General features: G+C 73.0%; 14 protein-coding genes. 9 read left to right on the forward strand and 5 right to left on the reverse strand.

From position 1 onward, the window contains the following. The first annotated feature begins 125 nt into the window (after positions 1–125). A complete protein-coding gene (locus ACWC9R_RS06295; protein ID WP_450729225.1) occupies positions 126–977 on the forward strand; it encodes a hypothetical protein in 852 nt (283 codons plus the stop codon). A gap of 94 nt (positions 978–1,071) precedes the next feature. Then, positions 1,072–2,502, forward strand: coding sequence for a hypothetical protein (locus ACWC9R_RS06300; protein WP_450729226.1), 1,431 nt, complete (start codon positions 1,072–1,074; stop codon positions 2,500–2,502). A gap of 186 nt (positions 2,503–2,688) precedes the next feature. On the opposite strand, the gene ACWC9R_RS06305 is transcribed toward ACWC9R_RS06300, so the two are convergent. Beyond that, entirely contained in the window at positions 2,689–3,654 is a 966-nt protein-coding gene (locus ACWC9R_RS06305; RefSeq protein WP_450729227.1) for a peptidoglycan-binding protein, read from the reverse strand. Positions 3,655–4,425: 771 nt separating this feature from the next. Here ACWC9R_RS06305 and sucC point away from each other — a divergent pair. Together sucC and sucD are read left to right on the forward strand one after the other, a co-directional pair. Continuing rightward, positions 4,426–5,601, forward strand: coding sequence for an ADP-forming succinate--CoA ligase subunit beta (gene sucC / locus ACWC9R_RS06310; RefSeq protein WP_450729228.1), 1,176 nt, complete (start codon positions 4,426–4,428; stop codon positions 5,599–5,601). 20 nt (positions 5,602–5,621) lie between these two features. Continuing rightward, positions 5,622–6,506, forward strand: a complete 885-nt coding sequence (gene sucD / locus ACWC9R_RS06315; protein ID WP_030082896.1) for a succinate--CoA ligase subunit alpha — start codon at positions 5,622–5,624, stop codon at positions 6,504–6,506. 110 nt (positions 6,507–6,616) lie between these two features. On the opposite strand, the gene ACWC9R_RS06320 is transcribed toward sucD, so the two are convergent. After that, positions 6,617–7,636 (reverse strand): sigma factor-like helix-turn-helix DNA-binding protein, encoded by a 1,020-nt coding sequence (locus ACWC9R_RS06320; protein ID WP_450729229.1) that lies wholly within the window; start codon positions 7,634–7,636, stop codon positions 6,617–6,619. Between the two features lie 99 nt (positions 7,637–7,735). On the opposite strand from ACWC9R_RS06320, the gene ACWC9R_RS06325 reads away from it, so the two are divergent. Continuing rightward, entirely contained in the window at positions 7,736–9,307 is a 1,572-nt protein-coding gene (locus ACWC9R_RS06325; protein ID WP_450729230.1) for a cell division protein PerM, read from the forward strand. A gap of 52 nt (positions 9,308–9,359) precedes the next feature. On the opposite strand, the gene ACWC9R_RS06330 is transcribed toward ACWC9R_RS06325, so the two are convergent. Then, complete coding sequence (locus ACWC9R_RS06330) at positions 9,360–10,226, reverse strand: hypothetical protein (RefSeq protein WP_450729231.1); 867 nt, start codon at positions 10,224–10,226, stop codon at positions 9,360–9,362. 245 nt (positions 10,227–10,471) lie between these two features. On the opposite strand from ACWC9R_RS06330, the gene purN reads away from it, so the two are divergent. Then, the gene (gene purN / locus ACWC9R_RS06335) at positions 10,472–11,137 is read left to right on the forward strand and encodes a phosphoribosylglycinamide formyltransferase (RefSeq protein ID WP_362604543.1); all 666 of its coding nucleotides are present in this window, start codon (positions 10,472–10,474) and stop codon (positions 11,135–11,137) included. After that, positions 11,134–12,705 (forward strand): bifunctional phosphoribosylaminoimidazolecarboxamide formyltransferase/IMP cyclohydrolase, encoded by a 1,572-nt coding sequence (gene purH, locus ACWC9R_RS06340; RefSeq protein ID WP_450729232.1) that lies wholly within the window; start codon positions 11,134–11,136, stop codon positions 12,703–12,705. Before purN ends, purH begins: the two co-directional genes overlap by 4 nt. A 65-nt stretch (positions 12,706–12,770) precedes the next feature. On the opposite strand, the gene ACWC9R_RS06345 is transcribed toward purH, so the two are convergent. Then, a complete protein-coding gene (locus ACWC9R_RS06345) occupies positions 12,771–13,352 on the reverse strand; it encodes a hypothetical protein (protein ID WP_450729233.1) in 582 nt (193 codons plus the stop codon). 192 nt (positions 13,353–13,544) lie between these two features. Beyond that, positions 13,545–14,318, reverse strand: a complete 774-nt coding sequence (locus ACWC9R_RS06350) for an RDD family protein (protein ID WP_450729234.1) — start codon at positions 14,316–14,318, stop codon at positions 13,545–13,547. A 242-nt stretch (positions 14,319–14,560) separates the two neighbouring features. On the opposite strand from ACWC9R_RS06350, the gene ACWC9R_RS06355 reads away from it, so the two are divergent. Together ACWC9R_RS06355 and ACWC9R_RS06360 are read left to right on the forward strand one after the other, a co-directional pair. After that, positions 14,561–15,415, forward strand: coding sequence for a bifunctional methylenetetrahydrofolate dehydrogenase/methenyltetrahydrofolate cyclohydrolase (locus ACWC9R_RS06355; RefSeq protein WP_450729235.1), 855 nt, complete (start codon positions 14,561–14,563; stop codon positions 15,413–15,415). A gap of 66 nt (positions 15,416–15,481) precedes the next feature. Next, entirely contained in the window at positions 15,482–15,910 is a 429-nt protein-coding gene (locus tag ACWC9R_RS06360; protein WP_450729236.1) for a DUF3017 domain-containing protein, read from the forward strand. The last annotated feature ends 9 nt before the right edge of the window (positions 15,911–15,919 follow it).

The following is a 15,919-nucleotide window of genomic DNA, read 5'->3' on the forward strand; positions in this document are numbered from 1 at the left end:
CGGCGGGACTTGCGTGGCACCTGGTTGCTCATGCAAGTATCAGCTCATCGCTCGATCGCCCGCGACGCGCGTGACACCGGGGACACGTCCCTCGGCTGTCCCCGTCCGTATGGGAAGGTCCCCCCTTGTCCGCTGTGTTCGCCCTGCCTGCCGCCGTGCGCCTGCCGCGCACGGTGGCCGTGCGGCGTGCGCTGCTGGCCGGGCTCTTCCTGGCGGGCTTCGTCGCCCTCGGCTTCGCCTTCGGTCCCGGCGCCCATGCCGACGACCGCACGGGGAGCGCGGACCAGACCGGGGCAACGGCCCCGGCGCGGCCCGCCGCCGAGGTGTCCACCCCGGACCGGGCCGCCACCCGGGACGGGGCGAACCGGCTGTCCGGCTCCGAAGCCGAACTCAACCGGCGCGGCGAGGAGTCCCACGCGAAGCTCGCCGAGCGCACCCACACCGCGTCCCACGCGGTGACCGAGGCCGTACGGCCCGCCGCCGAGCGGACCGCACCGGTCACCGGCCGGATCACCGAGCCGGTGAGCCGCGTCGTCCGGGAGGCCGGGGACGCGGCCGGTGCCGCGCTGCCCGTACACCTCCCGTCCGGTGGGCACACCGGCCGGCCCGGTGACGGCGGCCCGCACCAGCACGGCCGCACGCCGGACCACGGTGCGCCGCAGGCCGCTTCGCGGGCCGGCGCCCAGGCGGCGCAGCTCCGCGACGACCTGCACCGGACGGCCTCCGAGGGGCCCTCGGACACCGTCCACGAGCAGCGGGACCCGGGCCACAACGGCCTTCCGGGGCAGTCCCCGCAGGGCCCGGCGGCGCCCGCCTCACACACCGCCGGTGACGGCAACGGCCCCCGTGGCGGGGACCAGCACGCCGCCGTCACGGCCGACTCCACGCGCTTCCGGCTGCTGCCCGGTGGCGTCCGCACGGCCGATGGCGCTCCGACGCGTCGGCGTGCCGAAGAAATCCTCGAATTCCCGGGCTAGGGCAGACCGCTCCGCGTCTGTAACTGGACCTGCCGCGCGGGGGCGGGACAGGTCTGCCCGTCAAACCCCTCAGAATTCGAAGGACTTCACCTCCATGCGCTCCACCATCCGTCGTTCCATCGTCGTCGCCGCTGCCGCCACCGGCCTGTGGGCCCTGGGCTCGGTCACCGCCAACGCCGCCGACCTGCCCGTCGGCACGGACCTGCCGGCCACCGGCACGGTCACCGACACCACCCCGCAGCTGCCCACCGGCAAGGTGACCGGCACCGCGTCGAAGACCGTCGAGACCGCCGGGAAGACGGTCGGCGAGGCGGCGGGCAAGGCCACCGGCGCCCTCGGCGACGTGCCGGCCCAGAAGCTGCCCACCGGCAAGCTGTCGCAGCTCGGTGACGTGACCGGTGCGGTCGACGGCGTGCGCGAGCAGGCCGGCGGCGCCGGGCTGCCGGACACCGGTGAGGTGCGCGGCGCCGCCGGTGCGAAGCCGGCCAAGAAGGCCGTCAAGACCGCCAAGAAGGCCGCCAAGGGCGCCGACCTCGGCCGGGCCGGCCGCCTCACGGACGGCACGCTGCCCGCCGTTCCGAAGCTGCCCGCCACCCCGGGCGTCCCGTCCCTGCCCGGCACCCCGGCGCTGCCCAAGACCCCCGCGCTGCCCAAGGCCCCCGGCTCGGCCGACAACCTGCTGGCCGGTCTCGCCGGTGCGGGCATCCGTCCCGAGCAGCTGACCAAGCAGGCCCAGGGCGGTCTGGCCACCGCGCGTCCGGTCGTCGACCAGACCGCCGCCGACGTGCTGCCGCCCGTCGCCCGCCGGGTCGTCGTCAAGGTCGTGCCGGTCGCCCAGGGCGCGGTCGGCGGTGCCGGTCAGCTGGCCGGTGACGCGGCCGGTCAGGCGGCCCCGTTCGTGACCGTCGTCGGCGGCCAGGCGCAGCTGTTCGCGCAGGGGGCCGCGGCCGACGCGGTGCCGTTCGCCCAGGGCGTGGCCACCGACGCGGTGCCGTTCGCACAGGGTGAGGTGGCCAAGACGGTGCCGTTCGCCGAGGGCAAGGTGGCCGACGCGGTGGCGTTCGCGCAGGGCGCGGCCACCGACGCCACCCCGTTCGCGCAGGGTCTGGCCACCGTCGTCGTGACCGACGCACAGGGCACCACCGGCCAGGCCGTCACCGGCGCGCGCGGCCTGACCCCGGCGAAGTCCGTGCCGGCCGTGCCCGCCGTGCCGTCCGTCCCCGCCGTGCCGTCCGTGCCCGCCGTTCCGGCCAACGTGACCGACGCGGTTGCCGTTCCGTCCGTCCCGGCGGTCCCGGCCGTCCCCGCCAACGTGACCGACGCGGTGCCCGCCAACGTCACCGACGCCGTTGCGGTCCCGGCCGTCCCGTCCGTGCCCGCCGTCCCGTCCGTGCCCGCGGTCCCGGCTGTCCCGGCCAACCTGACCGACGCCGTTGCCGTGCCGGCCGTGCCCGCTGACCTGGCCGACCTGACCAACGCCGCCAACATCCCGGCGCTGCCGGCCCTCCCGGTCCAGGCCGTCTGAGCCACAGGCCGACACCACCGGCTCCCGGTCGCGGCGGCGACCGATGCCGGAACACCCAAGAACAGCCGGGCGGACCTCTGTGGGGGAGGACCGCCCGGTCTTGGTGTTTCCGGACGCCGACAAGGCGTGCGGGACGGGCCGGCAGGCCGTATGCCAAGAGGCCGTACGCCAACCAGGCGCCGCCGGTTAGGCGTTGGGCACCTGCAGCCGTTCCCAGCTGACCTGCCCCGGGATGCCGTCCGCGTCCTCGCCGCGGAAACCGAGCTTGTGCTGCCAGGCCGCGTACGACGCGCGGTCCGCCTCGGTCCACTCCGGGCCGGGCCCCACCTCGTAGTGGTCGCAGCCCTCGGCGACCAGCCGTTCGCCCATCGCCGTGATCAGCGAACTGCTGGCCCCCGACCGGAAGAAGTCCCCGCCGGGGAACGGTTCGTACGACGCGTACTCCGACTCGGGCTCCGGCTCCGACGACGTCGGCTCCGGGCCGTCGGTTTCCGCACCGCCCGTTTCCGTGTCGCCGCCGGGCTCCGCACCATCCGTCTCCGGTGCGCCCTCCGCCGCCTTCGCCAGCCGCTTCTTGATCCGGCCCCGCAGGTCGTCCATCCCGAAGCCGAGCGGATCGACCTTCCCCGGCTGCCACTCCCTGTGGCCGATCACCGAGTGCTCGTTCCAGCCGTGCGCCCGGCAGATCGCGGCCGACACCTTCTCGATGGCGGTCTGCTGCGCCTCGGGCCACGGGTCCTTGTCGTCACCGAGGTTGATGCACTCGAAGCCGTAGAAGTGGCGGTTGCCGTCGGTGTCGGCGTCGTTGTCCACGGGCAGGTCCGGGTCCTCGTTGATCACCGCCCGCAGGACGTCGCCGTCGCCGAGCCCGGCGTGGTTGGCGCGGCCGTTGCCGACGAGATGGACCTCTCCCTTCTTGTCGATCACGCCATGGCACAGCGGCCCCGGCAGATCGGAGCGCCCGTCGTAGCAGAGGTCCACGGAGCTGTCGGTGCCCTCGGTGGCGGTGTGGTGGATCATCACGCCGTGCACGGGGGCCCAGGGGCCTTTCGAGTTCCGGTTGTGCGTACGCCAGCTGCGGACTTCGTGGACCACCAGGCCCTCGTCGCGCAGTGCCTTGAGCAGCCGGCTCGCGGTCAGCGGGGTGGCCATCAGGCGATTCCTTCCTCGTCGACCGCGGCGTCGGCCACCGCGGTGGTCTGTGACCTGCCCGGCGGCGGAGTCAGCGGATGCCGCGCGCAAGCACTGCGGCATAAACACCGGGGCAGGTCGTATGTGTCCGCATTCCCCCTGGAATCCCCGCGAACACCGAGTGCGCGGAGGTCGGGAAATCGAGAAAGGAGGGAGGGAGCGGGAGAGGGAGTGTGGGGAGGGAGTACCACTGCGCGGGGACGGGGCCGAAGCGTGTGACTCATGGCGCCTGAGCATGCGGAAGTGCTCAACACAGTGTTCGCAGAAGGGAGTTGAAGGGTCAAGAGGCCGAGCCGGAAAGCGGAGCCGCCCCCGAAACCGCCCGCCCCCCCCCGCCCACAGACCCGCACGCCGCCAAGCGCGCCCCCCCCAGGCGCCACAGGTGCGCACCCCGAGTGACGACGGACCGGCGGCAGGCCCCCGCCAGGATGGGTGTTCTCGCCGCATTGCCCCCCGGAGTGGTGGAAAACCGCCCGACAACATGCGGAAATCCCAGGGAGGCGTAACTTGGCCAAAAGATCTGTGATGGTAATCACCGCTGGAGTGTGATCTGCGATTTAGGGCCTCAGGTCCTGCGGCGATAACCTGCGGGACGGACATGCCGCGTATCCGGTCACCGTGTACGCCTCCCTCAGTGACAGCGCCGTCACGTTGCCCTTCGCGGCACGCCCATCGCAGACGAACGAACCGCGATCACTACGGCGATTCTGAGAAGACAAGGGACGGACGCGCGTGGACCTGTTCGAGTACCAGGCGAGGGACCTCTTCGCCAAGCACGGTGTACCGGTGCTGGCCGGTGAAGTCATCGACACGCCTGAGGCGGCCCGCGAGGCGACCGAGCGGCTGGGCGGCAAGTCCGTCGTCAAGGCCCAGGTGAAGGTCGGCGGCCGCGGCAAGGCCGGCGGCGTGAAGCTGGCCACCAGTGAGGACGACGCGGTCGAGAAGGCCGGTCAGATCCTGGGCATGGACATCAAGGGCCACACGGTCCACAAGGTGATGATCGCCGAGACCGCTCCGGAGATCGCCGAGGAGTACTACGTCTCGTACCTCCTCGACCGCACCAACCGCACCTTCCTGGCCATGGCCTCCGTCGCCGGCGGCATGGACATCGAGGAGGTCGCAGCGACCCGCCCCGACGAGCTCGCGAAGGTCCCGGTCGACGCCAACGAGGGCGTCACGATCGAGAAGGCCCGCGAGATCGTCGCCCAGGCGAAGTTCCCGGCCGAGGTCGCCGAGAAGGTCGCCGACGTCATGGTGACCCTGTGGAAGACCTTCGTCGCCGAGGACGCGCTCCTCGTCGAGGTCAACCCGCTTGCCAAGGTCGCCAGCGGTGACGTCATCGCCCTCGACGGCAAGGTCTCGCTGGACGAGAACGCCGAGTTCCGCCAGCCGGAGCACGAGGCGCTTGAGGACAAGGACGCGGCCAACCCGCTTGAGGCCGCTGCCAAGGCCAAGGGCCTCAACTACGTCAAGCTCGACGGCCAGGTCGGCATCATCGGCAACGGCGCGGGTCTCGTCATGAGCACCCTGGACGTCGTCGCCTACGCCGGCGAGAAGCACAGCAACGTCAAGCCCGCCAACTTCCTCGACATCGGTGGCGGCGCCTCCGCCGAGGTCATGGCGAACGGCCTGGAGATCATCCTCGGCGACCCGGACGTCAAGTCCGTGTTCGTCAACGTCTTCGGTGGCATCACCGCCTGTGACGAGGTCGCCAACGGCATCGTCCAGGCCCTGGAGCTGCTCAAGTCCAAGGGCGAGGACGTCAACAAGCCCCTGGTCGTGCGCCTCGACGGCAACAACGCGGAGCTCGGCCGCGAGATCCTGTCGAAGGCCAACCACCCGCTGGTGCAGCGCGTGGACACCATGGACGGCGCGGCCGACAAGGCCGCCGAGCTGGCTGCTAAGTAAAGGACGAGGACACAACAACCATGGCTATCTTCCTGACCAAGGAAAGCAAGGTCATCGTCCAGGGCATGACCGGTGCCACTGGCATGAAGCACACCAAGCTGATGCTCGGTGACGGCACCAACATCGTCGGCGGTGTGAACCCCCGCAAGGCCGGCACCAGCGTCGACTTCGACGGCACCGACGTGCCCGTCTTCGGCTCGGTCGCCGAGGCGATGGAGAAGACCGGCGCCGACGTGTCCGTCCTCTTCGTACCGCCGGCCTTCGCCAAGGCCGCCGTCGTCGAGGCGATCGACGCCGAGATCCCGCTGGCCGTCGTGATCACCGAGGGCATCGCGGTGCACGACTCCGCCGCCTTCTGGGCGTACGCGAAGGCCAAGGGCAACAAGACCCGGATCATCGGCCCGAACTGCCCCGGCCTGATCACCCCCGGCCAGTCCAACGCCGGCATCATCCCGGGCGACATCACCAAGCCCGGCCGCATCGGTCTGGTGTCGAAGTCCGGCACGCTGACCTACCAGATGATGTACGAGCTGCGTGACATCGGCTTCTCGTCCGCCGTCGGCATCGGTGGCGACCCGGTCATCGGCACCACCCACATCGACGCCCTCCAGGCGTTCGAGGCGGACCCCGACACCGACCTGATCGTGATGATCGGCGAGATCGGCGGCGACGCCGAGGAGCGTGCGGCCGACTTCATCAAGGCCAACGTCTCCAAGCCGGTCGTCGGCTACGTCGCGGGCTTCACCGCGCCCGAGGGCAAGACCATGGGCCACGCCGGTGCCATCGTCTCCGGCTCCTCCGGCACCGCCCAGGCGAAGAAGGAGGCCCTGGAGGCCGCCGGCGTCAAGGTCGGCAAGACCCCGTCCGAGACCGCGCGGCTGGCCCGCGAAATCCTGGGCGGCTGAAGCGCGGCCTCGCACCGCCGGACCCGTCCGGCGCACGAGGCACCGGACGCGGGCCCGTACCCCAAGGGGTACGGGCCCGCTCCCGTTCCCGGCGACGGGCGCCGTACGGATCAGCGCGGCTCGGGCGCCAGACGGGCCTCCCGGAGCCGCTTGCGCACGGCCGCGTTCCCCTGCTCCCGGGCGGCGTTCCTGCGCTCCCGCGCCGCGGCGATCGCCTGCTCCCGCGCCGCCTTCCTCCGTTCCCGCGCCGCGGCGTATCTCCGCTCCCGGGCCGCGTTCCTCCGCTCGCGTGCCGCCGCGCTCCGTTCCCGCGCCGCGGCGTTCCTCCGCTCCCGGGCCCGCTCCCGCCGCTCGCCGTCGTCCGCTTCCCGGTGCGGGGGCGGTGCCGCCCGGGGGTGCGGCGCGGTCGCCAGGGGCTGCTTCGGGCGCGGGGTGTAGTGGCCCGGGGTGACGGCCATCGTCACCAGCAGCACCAGCGCGAACAGCCAGAACGCCCCGAAGACCGCCCGGGTGGTCCGCTGGGCGCCCCGCTCGCTGTCGCTCCGCACCTGCCCCGCGGCGGGCGTCTCCGGCCGCGGCGGCGCGGGCAGCGCGGTGAGGGCGGCCCGCAGGATCTGGCCCTGCCGCTCCGGCGGCCGCCCGGCGAGCCCCAGCTCCGGCAGCAGCGCGGCGATCCGCTCGCGCGCGTGCGCCAGCCGCCCCGCCGTCGCCGGGACGCTCGCCTCGATCTCGGCCGCGGTCTCGTCCAGCCCGAGCCCCAGCCCGTCGTGCAGCAGCAGCGCCCGCCGGTACGGGGCGGGCAGGCTCAGCAGCGCGGCCGCCAGCACACCGTCCGGCGGTCCGGCGGCACCCGGCGGGTTGCGCGGCGCACGGGCGGGCCGCAGCCCGGGGCACCACCGGTGCCACGGCGTCAGCGCGTACTCGTACACCGCCGCCCGCACCCACCCCGCCGGATCGGGGTCCACCGCGACCTCCGGCCAGCGCAGCCAGGCCAGCCGGAACCCCCGCTCCACGGCCCGCCGGGCGAGCTCCGGCCGCCCGGTGAGCAGATACGCCTGCTGCGTCAGCGCCGCCGCGTGCCGGGTGTGGAGATGGTCGAAGGTGGTGGCGGCCTGCTCGCGGTGGGTCATACACAGCAGTGTGGAAAACCCGCAGAGTTCACACCGCGCGACACGTCGGGCATTTCGCCAGTACATGGCGGAAAGCGGTCTTGTTGGCAGCATGGCGCCGTGAGCCAGTTGACCGATCGTGGCCCTACGTTGTCCTCGCACGGCCGGACCGCCGCGCAGCGCTCCTCCGCGATCGGCGCGGCCTTCCTCGGCGGGGTGACGGCCGCCGGCCTCGGCCTCGGCGCGCTGACGGTCGCCGTGCTGCTGCTCTGGGTCGCCTCGCCCTACCCCGACAGCGACCCCTCCCGGGCGCTGCGCCTCGCCGCGGACCTGTGGCTGCTGGCGCACGGCGGCGACCTCGTCCGTACTACTGCCCTCTCCGGCGTCCCGGTCGCCGTGACCCCGCTGCTGCTCGCCGTCCTCCCGGTCTGCCTGCTCCACCGGGCCGCCCGGCACGCCCTGGCCACCGCGACCGACACCCCGCCCGCGGGCCTTGTCCCCGACACCGCCCGTACGGTCGCCCCGCGCACCCTGCTCGGCGCGCTGCTCACCGGCTATCTGCTGGTCGTGGCCGGTGCGCTGCTCTACACCTCCGGCGGGGGCCTGCGCGCCGAGCCGCTCAGCGTGCTGCTGTGCGTGCCGGTCACCACGGCCGCCGTCCTCGCCGGTACGGCCTGGCGCCTCCTCCGCCACCCGGCCCCCGAGCTGCTGCCCGCGAAGGTCCTGCGGGCCAGGTCCAGGGCACCGCACCGGCTGCGGGTCTTCCTCGGCGGCTCCCGGGGCGCCGCCGCCCGCCGGGGTGCCGTGTGCCGGGCCGGTGGCGCCGCGCTCGGCGCGCTGCTCGCCGCCGGTGTGCTGCTCACCCTGCTCTCCCTGGGCCTGCACGCGGGCCGGGTGCGCGAGGACCTGCTCCAGTTGGCGCCCGACTGGGCGGGCCGGGCCACGGTGCTGCTGCTGTGCCTCGTCCTGCTCCCGAACGCGGCCGTCTGGGGCGCCGCCTACGGCCTGGGCCCGGGGTTCATGGTCGGCGCGGACAGCGCGGTCAGCCCGCTGGGGACCTCGGCGCACCCCGTGCTGCCGCAGCTGCCGCTGCTCGGCGGGCTGCCGGACGCCGGGCCGGGAAACCCGCTGACCTGGGCGGTGGCCGTGGTGCCCGTGGCGGCGGGGGTGCTGCTCGCCCGGCAGGCGGCCCGTTCGGCGACCACGCCGAGCACCCCGGGCGCCCCCTGGTCCTGGTGGGCGACGGCCTGTGTGGCGGCCCTGGGGGCGGGCGTCTGCGGTCTGCTCATGGCCGTGCTCGCGGGCCTCGCCGGCGGTGCGCTGGGCACCGGCGCGCTCGCCGCCTTCGGCCCGAGCTGGTGGCGTACGGGCCTGGCGGCGACGGCCTGGACCGCCCTCACCGGCGTCCCGGTCGCGGTCTCCCTGCGCCTCTGGTGGCTGCGCGCCCGGCGCCGGGAGGCCGAGACTCCGCTACACGAGCCGGCCCGGCAGGAGGAGGCGAGCACGGAGGGCACGGAAGGCGGGGGCGCCACCCCGTGCGAGGGCGACAGGGAGGCCGAAGGCGCCCTCGGGAAAGACGGCGACGGCACCGCACCGCTCAGCGGCCTCGCCGCGGTCCGGTGCGGCCTGGCCGCACCGGCAGGGAGCGCGGGGAACTGCGCGACCGGCCCCGGCGCGGCCGCGGACGACTGACGAGGCCTCCCCGCCCCGGGACGGTCCCGGCGCCTCCCGCCGGAGCGCCGCGCTACTCCTGGGTGCTCAGCAGCGGCCGCAGCTCCTTGGGGAGCAGGTTCTCGCAGGACTTGCCCGCCGACTGCGTCAGGGCGTCGTTCACGCAGGTGAAGTAGTCGCGGTAGACGATCTGCACGGTGAACGTCGCGGCCACCATCATCAGCGCCAGCGACGCGGTCACCAGCCCGGCGATCGCCGAGGTGACCTGCGGCCGGGTGGAGCCCGGCGCGGACGGGGCGCCGGGCCGGTCGCCCTGGCCCGGCCGGTCGTCCGGTGCGGGCCGGCCCTCCATCGCGGCGGTGGTGGCCGCGGCCGAGGCCTTCGCGGGGGCGGGCTTGGCCCGCAGCGAGCTGACGCCCCAGTAGAGCGCCAGCGCACTCAGCAGCAGGGCGAGCTCCGGCAGGCTGAACAGCACGAAGAAGAACGACCACATACCGGCCAGCAGTGCGTAGCGGGCGCGGCGCTGGGCCGGGTCGGTGGGGTCCCAGCGCAGCCCGCCGGAGCCACCCGAGCCGCCGGGACCACCGGAGCCGCCCGGCTGGCCGTTGCGGCCGCCGGGGCGGTTGCCGAAGCCGCCGCTCTGGCGGCCCGGCTGCCGGGGGCTCCACTGGTCGCCCCAGCTCGGCTCGTCCTGCGGCCGGTCCTCGTCGTCGTCCTTGCCGGCCCGGTGCGACGCCGGGTGGCGCGGGCGCCAGGCCTGGTCGGGGGCGTCGGCCGGCGGCGGCGCGAAGGGGTTGTCCGGGCCGGACTCCGGCGTGGAGTCCGGGCCGGTGGGCTCCGACGACGAGGACGACTTGCGCTCACGCGGCAGCAGCACCACCCCGGGGGCGGTGGCGGGCAGAGGGAGCAGGAGGGCCGCGCGGCGGCGTCGGTCCGTCATCTGGAGTGTGTCTTCCCCTTGTCTCGTCCGCGCGCGGGCCTCGGCGGCCGGCGCGTGGTTACCACGAACTGCATGCAGTCTTACGCCTGACGCTACCTCCCGTGCCCGCCCCCGTCCCGTGGGGGCCGCGCGGTGTGCCGGTATCGTTGCTGACGGTCGGCGCCTTCGTAGGGTTCCCCGGATCTGCGGTGTCCGCAGTCTTGTACGACCACACAAAGCACGCGAGATCGGAAAAGAGCCCCGCCGTGGCTTCCTCCCCACCCCCCGTCCCGTCTGTTCCGCCCGGCCGGTCCGGCCGCCCGGCCCGTGTCGTCGCCCTGGTCTCCGGTTCCGGGACCAACCTCCAGGCGCTGCTGGACGCCATCGCCGCGCAGGGCCCGGAGGCGTACGGCGCCGAGATTGTCGCGGTCGGCGCCGACCGGGGCGCCATCGCGGGCCTGGAGCGCGCCGAGGCCGCCGGGCTCCCGACGTTCGTCTGCCGGGTCAAGGACCACGACAGCCGCGCTGACTGGGACGCGGCGCTCACCGAGGCGACCGCCGCGTACGAGCCCGACCTGGTGGTCTCGGCCGGTTTCATGAAGATCCTGGGCAAGGAGTTCCTCGCCCGCTTCGGCGGCCGCACGGTCAACACCCACCCGGCGCTGCTGCCGAGCTTTCCCGGTGCCCATGGCGTGCGCGACGCGCTCGCGTACGGCGCGAAGGTCACCGGGTGCACCGTCCACTTCGTCGACGACGGTGTCGACACCGGCCCGATCATCGCCCAGGGCGTGGTCGAGGTCCGGGACGAGGACGACGAATCCGCGCTGCATGAGCGCATCAAGGAAGTCGAGCGATCGCTGCTCGTCGAGGTCGTGGGGCACCTGGCCCGGCACGGCTACCGCATTGAGGGACGAAAGGTACGTATCTCGTGACCGCCACCGAAGGCACGAAGCGGCCCATCCGCCGCGCGCTGGTCAGCGTCTATGACAAGTCCGGGCTGGAGGAGCTGGCACAGGGCCTGCACGCGGCGGGCGTCCAGCTCGTCTCCACCGGATCGACGGCCTCGAAGATCGCCGCGGCCGGGGTGCCGGTCACCAAGGTCGAGGAGCTGACGGGCTTCCCCGAGTGCCTCGACGGCCGGGTCAAGACCCTGCACCCGAAGGTGCACGCCGGCATCCTGGCCGACCTCCGCCTGGAGGACCACCGCCAGCAGCTCGCCGGGCTCGGCGTCGAGCCGTTCGACCTGGTGATCGTGAACCTCTACCCGTTCCGGGAGACCGTCGCCTCCGGCGCCACCCCCGACGAGTGCGTGGAGCAGATCGACATCGGCGGCCCCTCGATGGTCCGCGCCGCCGCCAAGAACCACCCGTCGGTCGCGGTCGTCGTCAACCCGGACCGTTACGGGGACGTCCTGGAGGCGGCCGAGACCGGCGGCTTCGGGCTCGCCGAGCGGATGCGGCTGGCCGCCGAGGCCTTCCAGCACACCGCCTCGTACGACGCCGCCGTCGCGTCCTGGTTCACCGAGGTGTACGCACCCGAGCGCGGCTACAACGGCCTGCCCGAGTTCTTCGGCGAGACCCTGGAGCGCAAGAGCAGCCTGCGCTACGGCGAGAACCCGCACCAGGCCGCCGCCCTCTACACGGACGGCCAGGAGGGCGGCCTCGCCAACGCCGAGCAGCTGCACGGCAAGGAGATGTCCTTCAACAACTACGTGGACACCGAGGCCGCGCGCCGCGCCGCCTTCGACCACCAGGACCCGTGCGTCGCGATCATCAAGCACGCCAACCCGTGCGGCATCGCGACCGGTGCGGACATCGCCGAGGCCCACCGCAAGGCGCACGCCTGTGACCCGCTCTCGGCGTTCGGCGGCGTGATCGCCGTCAACCGCCCGGTCACCGTCGAACTGGCCGAGCAGGTCGCGGAGATCTTCACCGAGGTCATCGCGGCCCCGGCCTACGAGGACGGCGCGGTCGAGGTGCTCGCCAGGAAGAAGAACATCCGCGTCCTGAAGGTCGAGGGCCGGCCGGCCCAGCCGAGCGACGTGAAGTTCCTCTCCGGCGGCGCGGTCGTCCAGCACACCGACGTGTTCCAGGCGGAGGGCGACGACCCGGCCAACTGGACGCTGGCCACCGGCCAGGCGCTGTCCGCCGCCGAGCTGGCGGAGCTGGCGTTCGCCTGGAAGGCCTGCCGCGCGGTCAAGTCCAACGCGATCCTGCTCGCCAAGGACGGTGCCTCGGTCGGCGTCGGCATGGGGCAGGTCAACCGCGTCGACTCCGCGAAGCTCGCGGTCGAGCGGGCGGGCGAGGAGCGTGCCCGGGGCGCCTACGCCGCCTCCGACGCGTTCTTCCCGTTCCCCGACGGCCTGGAGATCCTGACCGCCGCGGGCATCAAGGCCGTGGTCCAGCCCGGCGGTTCGGTCCGTGACGAGCAGGTCGTCGAGGCCGCCGAGAAGGCCGGCGTGACGATGTACTTCACGGGCACCCGGCACTTCTTCCACTGAGCCGGGAACGCCCCGAGGGCCGCACCCCGCGCGGGGTGCGGCCCTCGGTCGCTTGTCGCCGTCGTTCAGTAACGCGGCCGGTTGAACCAGGCGTTGCCCTCGTCCTTGGACACGAAGACCAGCACCAGGATGCCGAGGATGGTGTGCACCAGGCCGAGCGGGAACGTGAACAGGCTCAGCATGATGTCGGCGACACCGAAGACGATGGTGCCGGTGCGCACCCCGCTGCCGCCGTTGGCGAACTGCAGGGCCAGCGTGATCGCGACCGCCGAGAAGATCACGATGAGCACGATCGCCGCGATCAGTACGCCCTTACCGATGTTCATCGCCGTGACGTTGTCGGCGGCGGTGTCCAGCGTGGCCTCGTGCGAGGCCTTGCTGACGCCGCCCAGCCCCATCACCGCGAGGACCAGGCCGATGAGGTTGAGGCCGGCGAGCACGAACAGCAGCACCCGGGCGGCCTTGACGCCGCCGGGCATCACCGTCGGGTACGGCGCCTGCATGCCGGCCATCCCGCCGCCGCCCGGGTACGGGCCGTACGGTGACGGCGGTTGCGGCTGCTGCGGCTGCTGGGGGTAGCCGTACTGGGGCTGTTGGGGCTGCTGCCCCGGGGGCGGACCGTAAGGGTTCGGATTGGGGTAGCTCACGAGCGGCGTCCTTCAAGCGTCTTGAGCGGATATCGGCGATGTAAGGGACGGTAGGCCAACCGGCTTCCGTCGTGCTCCGCGGGCTCGGGGACCCGCTCCGTATAGCCGCGAAGGCCCCGATCGCGCGGTTGCGAGGGGGCCTTCGGGCAGTGGTGCATCGGGCGACCTGGTGCCGGCGCGCCCGTGACGGGCCTACTGGGTCTTGACGACCACCGAGCCGACGATCTTGTCCGCGAACGTCTGGGCCTTCTCGTCCCACAGCGGCCACCAGAAGCCGAGACCGCACAGCGGGCCGTCGAGGGCGTGGCACAGCTTGCGCACGAAGGCCATACCGAAGCCGAGGGGCTGGCCGGTGGTCTCCTTGACGACCCGGATGTTCAGCGCCTTCTTGCCCGGAGTCTGGCCCGTGTTGCCCTCCTTGACGAGGAGGAAGATGCCGGCGCCCATGGCGATCAGGGCGGCGAGCACGGTGCAGATGATCGCGCCGGCCGGCGAGCTGCTCTCGGAGGCGCGGTTGATCGCGTCCGTGTAGCACTGCTGGTCGGTGGGCGAGCAGGCCGAGGTGTCCGGGATCGACGAGGTCGCCGCGCTGGCCGACATGGCGATGCCGACGATGTACAGGATCGTCGGGAGCAGTCCGGCGATCAGGTAGTCGATGAGGTAGGCGCCCACCCGGGCACCCCAGCTCGCGTAGCCGGTGGGCATGCCCATGCCGGGCATCGGCTGCCCGTACGGGGCCGCGGCCTGCTGCGGGTAGCCGTAGGCCTGCTGCTGCGGGACGGCCTGCTGCTGGGGGTAGCCGTAGGGCTGCTGCTGCGGTGCCTGCTGGGGGTAGCCGTAGCCGGGCTGACCCTGCTGCGGGACCGGCGGCTGCTGGCCGTACGGGCCCTGCGGTGCCTGCGGCTGCTGGCCGTACGGCCCCTGCGGCTGCTGGCCGTAAGGGTTGTTCGGGTCACCAAAGCTCACTGCTGTTTTCCTCCGTTGTGTCAGGCGGGGACGACGCGGCATGACTCGGAGGAAAAACAGGATTCACTGGCCACCCCCCGACGAAGCCTGCGGCACTGCGCGTCAATCCTTCTAGTTGCGCATTCACTCTGTCCAGTCAAGGTCGCTCACTGTTGTGCAAGTGCAATGATCAATTCCGGCCACGGACGCCCCCGCATGCCCTGATTGGAAGGTGGCCCCCCTCATCCGGGAGGATGGGGGGTATGACCGCGCAGATTCTGGATGGCAAGGCCACCGCAGCCGCTATCAAGTCCGAGCTGGCCACCCGCGTGGAGGCGCTCAAGGCCAAGGGCGTGCAGCCCGGCCTCGGCACCCTCCTGGTCGGTGACGACCCGGGCAGCCGCTGGTACGTCAACGGCAAGCACCGCGACTGCGCCCAGGTCGGCATCGCGTCGATCCAGCGCGAGCTGCCGGCGACCGCCACCCAGGAGGAGATCGAGGCGGTCGTGCGGGAGCTGAACGACGACCCCGCCTGCACCGGCTACATCGTCCAACTGCCACTCCCCAAGGGCATCGACGCCAACCGTGTCCTGGAGCTGATGGACCCGGCCAAGGACGCCGACGGGCTGCACCCGATGAGCCTGGGCCGGCTGGTGCTCGGCATCGAGGGCCCGCTGCCCTGCACCCCGTACGGCATCGTCCAGCTGCTGCGGCGGCACGAGGTCGAGATCAAGGGCGCGCACGTGGTCGTGGTCGGCCGCGGCATCACCATCGGCCGCCCGATGCCGCTGGTGCTCACCCGCAAGTCCGAGAACGCCACGGTCACCCAGTGCCACACCGGCACCCGCGACCTGTCCGCGCACCTCAAGCAGGCCGACATCATCGTCGCCGCGGCCGGTGTGCCGCACATCATCAAGCCCGAGGACGTCAAGCCCGGTGCGGCCGTCCTGGACGTCGGCGTCAGCCGGGACGAGGCCGGCAAGATCGTCGGCGATGTGCACCCGGGAGTCACCGAGGTGGCCGGCTGGGTCGCCCCCAACCCGGGCGGTGTCGGCCCGATGACCCGCGCCCAGCTGCTGGTCAACGTCGTCGAGGCCGCCGAGCGCGCGGCGGGCTGACCGCGGCCGGACCTGAGACCCTTGACGTTGACAGACGTATCCGGAGACCGGAAGGGACTGCCCGCCATGGGTGCCGAAGCGCATTCGGATGGAGCCTCCGAGCCGCAGCGCTCCTCGCGCCGATTCCCGACGCTGACCCGCGACACGGCCCGGCCGGAGGGCGGCGGCCGGGCGGCCGCGGGCGGCTACCCCGCTCCCGCCCGGCAGTGGCCGCTGCTCAGCGTCATGGGCGGGGTCGCGGCCGGGCTGCTGCTGGTGGCGCTCGACGCGTTCCGTATCGGCGTGATCGTGATCGGGCTCGCCCTGCTGGCCGGGGCGGTGCTGCGGTGGGCGCTGCCGTCGGTGGGGATGCTGGCCGTCCGCTCCCGCTTCACGGACATGCTCACGTACGGGGTGCTCGGCTTCGTGATCGTGATGCTGTCGCTGATGGTGCAGCCCAAGCCGTGGATTCACATCCCGTTCCTGGACGACATCGTCCACTTCACCGTGCGTTAGGGGCGTCGT

Source organism: Streptomyces sp. NPDC001219 (genome assembly GCF_053597915.1).

Coding starts and splice junctions, on each gene's coding strand:
- ACWC9R_RS06320 (WP_450729229.1), bottom strand. CDS start 7,636: ATGACCCACCGCGAGCAGGCCGCCACCACCTTCGACCATCTCCACACC.
- ACWC9R_RS06300 (WP_450729226.1), top strand. CDS start 1,072: ATGCGCTCCACCATCCGTCGTTCCATCGTCGTCGCCGCTGCCGCCACC.
- ACWC9R_RS06360 (WP_450729236.1), top strand. CDS start 15,482: ATGGGTGCCGAAGCGCATTCGGATGGAGCCTCCGAGCCGCAGCGCTCC.
- ACWC9R_RS06305 (WP_450729227.1), bottom strand. CDS start 3,654: ATGGCCACCCCGCTGACCGCGAGCCGGCTGCTCAAGGCACTGCGCGAC.
- ACWC9R_RS06355 (WP_450729235.1), top strand. CDS start 14,561: ATGACCGCGCAGATTCTGGATGGCAAGGCCACCGCAGCCGCTATCAAG.
- sucD (WP_030082896.1), top strand. CDS start 5,622: ATGGCTATCTTCCTGACCAAGGAAAGCAAGGTCATCGTCCAGGGCATG.
- ACWC9R_RS06330 (WP_450729231.1), bottom strand. CDS start 10,226: ATGACGGACCGACGCCGCCGCGCGGCCCTCCTGCTCCCTCTGCCCGCC.